Annotated in this window: 4 protein-coding genes; 2 read left to right on the forward strand and 2 right to left on the reverse strand. The window is 71.7% G+C overall.

What is annotated here, in order from left to right; translation table 11 throughout:
- The coding region (locus tag QH283_RS05460) for an AIM24 family protein (RefSeq protein ID WP_280501920.1) at nt 1-787 on the forward strand (787 nt) is incomplete at its 5' end.
- A 19-nt stretch (nt 788-806) separates the two neighbouring features.
- On the opposite strand, the gene QH283_RS05465 is transcribed toward QH283_RS05460, so the two are convergent.
- The gene (locus tag QH283_RS05465) at nt 807-1,817 is read right to left on the reverse strand and encodes an alpha/beta hydrolase (RefSeq protein ID WP_280501921.1); all 1,011 of its coding nucleotides are present in this window, start codon (nt 1,815-1,817) and stop codon (nt 807-809) included.
- 236 nt (nt 1,818-2,053) lie between these two features.
- Nucleotides 2,054-2,533: a Dps family protein gene (locus QH283_RS05470; RefSeq protein ID WP_280501922.1), complete on the reverse strand. Its 480-nt coding sequence runs from the start codon at nt 2,531-2,533 to the stop codon at nt 2,054-2,056.
- 178 nt (nt 2,534-2,711) lie between these two features.
- On the opposite strand from QH283_RS05470, the gene QH283_RS05475 reads away from it, so the two are divergent.
- The coding region (locus QH283_RS05475; protein ID WP_280501923.1) for an alkaline phosphatase D family protein at nt 2,712-3,198 on the forward strand (487 nt) is incomplete at its 3' end.

A 3,198-nucleotide genomic window follows, 5' to 3' on the forward strand; every position in this document is an offset into this window, starting at 1 on the left:
CGGCGCCCCCGCGCACCCCCCGATCGCCCCACAGCAAGGAGCACTGCCGATGCAGAGCGATCTGTTCGACGCCCGTCACGCCGAGGTCAACGGCCTGGGCATCCAGAAGCAGGGCGGCAAGATGGTCAAGGTCGGGGTCGACGGCGAGGTCATGGCCAGGGCCGGGTCGATGGTGGCCTACCAGGGCGAACTGCATTTCCAGGCCCAGGGTTCCGGTGGTATCGGGCGCGCGATCCAGGCTCGGCTGACCGGGGAGGGCGTGCCGTTGATGAAGGTGTCGGGGCGCGGCGACCTGTTCCTGGCCAACGCCGCGGCGGATGTGCACCTGATCGACCTGGACGGCTCGGACGGGCTCACCGTCAACGGCGCGAACGTGCTCGCCTTCGACAGCACGCTGCGCTACGACATCAAGCGGGTGCAGGGCGCGGCCGGGTACGCCAGTAATGCCGGCCTGTTCAACTGCGTGTTCACCGGGCGCGGGCGCATCGCCATCACCACCGAGGGCGGGCCGGTGGTGCTGAATGTGGACCAGCCGACCTATGCCGACCCGCAGGCCGCGGTGGCCTGGTCGTCGAGCTTGCAGACCGGCATCGAACGCAACGACTCGTTCGGTCTGGGCACCCTGCTCGGCCGCACCACCGGCGAGGGCCTGACGCTGGCGTTCAGCGGACGCGGCTTCGTGATCGTGCAGCCCTCGGAACTGCCGCCCGGCGGGTTCGTCGCGGGCACCGGCGGCGGCCGGCAGGCCGGTGAGGGCAGCGGCTTCCTCGGCGGCATCCTCGGCTGAAAGCCCGGGAGCGGAACGCCTAGCGGGACAGTGCCCGTTCGAAGGCGGGCCACGCCTTGTGCAGGTCCTCCTGCCAGTACCCCCAGGCGTGGGTGCCGGTGGGCCGCAGGTCGACGGTGGCCGGAATCCGCAGCTCCGCCAGTCGATCCCGCAACTGGAGCGTGCACATGTGGGTGATCGCCTCCAGCGGCGCGCCGAACAGCAGCCGGTAGCCGAGCTCAGCGATGTCACCGCCCACGGCTGCCGGGGTGTCGAGCGAGCCGGGGACGCCGTTACCGGTCGAGATGTAGATCTCGGTGCCGCGCAGGCGTTCCGCGTGCAGGTAGGGGTCGTTGGCCTGCCAGGTGGGGTCGGTGGGCGGACCCCACATGTTGATCGGGTTGCCGTGGTGAGCGGCCACGACCGCGTTCACCATCACCTGCCCCTGCGGATCGCTGGTGCGCACGCAGCCGCTGAACGAGCCGATCGCCCGGTACAGTCCCGGCGCGTTGAGCGCCAGCTGGAAGACCGAGGTGCCGGACATGGACACCCCGGCCACGGCGTTGGCCCCGGAGCCGTTGAAGCGCTCGTCGATCAGCGGCGGCAGCTCCTCGGTGAGGAAGGTGGCCCAGCGCTGAGTGCCGAGCACCGGGTCCTCGGCCTGCCAGTCGGTGAAGTAGCTGCCTGCGCCGCCGAGCGGGATGACCACATTGACCTGCTCATCGGCGAAGAAGTCGCGGAAGTCGGTGCTGTCGTGCCAGCTGCCGTCGAGGTGCCCGGACGCGCCGTTGAGCAGATACAGGGTGGGCGCGGGCCGCGACGGGTCGGCGGCGGGCAGCACGAGCACCTCGGTGGTGCCCGCCATCGCGGGCGAGAACACCTCGACGGTCAGGACCCGGTCGGCGCCGGATCTGATGCCTTCGATGGCGGGGGCGGGCGCGTCGGCCCGCAGGGGTGAGATCGCGGCGAGCGACAACACGGTCGCGGTCGCGGCGGCGAGAACGAACCGGAGCTTCGGAAGCCGTCGGCTCGCGATTCCCGATCCGGCCATGGAATCCCTCCGACAGTCGATGGACGGTGGATGGTCCGGCGTCGTCCGGCAATCGACGCCAGGCAACGAGTGAACGGCAACACCCCCGGTTCGCGATACCCGAAACGGCAAAGATTGTGCCGGTTACCAGGGCTGCGGCCGCGAACCTGGGAGCGGCCACCACGACACGCCGAACCCCGGCGCGTCCGCTGAGCGGACATGCCGGGGTCTCGACGAGGGGCGCTTCAGGGCGCCGGTCAGCGCGCGGCCACCTGCGCCTGCCACATCCAGTGCAGCTGCTCGAGCCGCGCGGCGATCGCGATCAGCAGGTCCTGGGTGACCGGGTCGGCCTTCTCGGTGGCCTCGATCCGGTCGCGCAATCTGCTGATGACCGCGGCCAGGTTGGCCACGATCGACTCGATGACCGCGGTGTCCTCGAGCCAGCCGTCGCCGATGCCGGGCGCGGCGGTGTCGCGGGCCACGGTGGCGGCGCGGCCGTCCGGGGTCACGCCGACGGCGGTGGCGCGTTCGGCGGCCGAGTCGGTGAAGTCGCGGGCGGCGGTGACGAGTTCATCCAGCGCCAGGTGCACAGACCGGAAGTTCGGGCCGAGGACGTTCCAATGCGCCTGCTTGGCGATCAGCGAGAGGTCGATCATGTCGACCACGGTCGCCCGCAGGGCTTCGCCCGCGATGCGCTGCTGTTCGGAGTCGAGAGTGCTGGTGATGGGCTGGGACATCGCACATGCCTTTCCGATCGTCGGATGTGTCACGTCGGGCTTACCCGGCACCGCCGCGCTCAACCAGGCAGCGGTCCGGCCGGGAAGCGAGCTCGGCCACATGTCGGTGGCGGGAGCTCCCGCGGTCACTCGGGTCAGGGCCGCTTCAGCACGTCCGTGACGACGGTACCGTGGCGATATGGCAATCCCCCGCAGGCAGGCGCTGCGTCTGGCCGCCGCCGGGTCGGTCGCCGTGCTGGTGGGGACGTCGGCGGCGAGCAGTGGCCGGTTCAGGACGCCGCGCTGGTCGGCGGACCCGTTCACCCTCGGTGTGGCATCGGGCGATCCCGCGCCGGACGGCGTGGTGCTGTGGACCAGGCTGGCCCCCGACCCGCTCGCCCCGGACGGGCACGGCGGGATGATGAACGCGCCGGTCACGGTGGACTACGAGGTGGCCACCGACGAGCGGTTCCGCACGGTGGTGCGCCGCGGCAGCGCCGTGGCGACCAGGGAGCTGGCGCATTCGGTGCACCCGGAGGTCCACGGCCTGGAGCCGGATCGCTGGTACTTCTACCGTTTCCGCGCGGGCTCGGTGATCTCCCCGGTCGGGCCCCCCCCCCCCCCCCCCCCCCCCGGCGCGGCCCGCGGCCCCCGCCGGGGCGCCCAGAGCCACGGGGAGGCCAGGG

Source organism: Nocardia farcinica (assembly GCF_029867845.1).
GTDB lineage: Bacteria > Actinomycetota > Actinomycetes > Mycobacteriales > Mycobacteriaceae > Nocardia > Nocardia farcinica_A.

Bases quoted from the DNA above. Each gene is read 5' to 3' on its own strand.
- QH283_RS05465 (WP_280501921.1), bottom strand. From the start codon at position 1,817: ATGGCCGGATCGGGAATCGCGAGCCGACGGCTTCCGAAGCTCCGGTTC.
- QH283_RS05470 (WP_280501922.1), bottom strand. From the start codon at position 2,533: ATGTCCCAGCCCATCACCAGCACTCTCGACTCCGAACAGCAGCGCATC.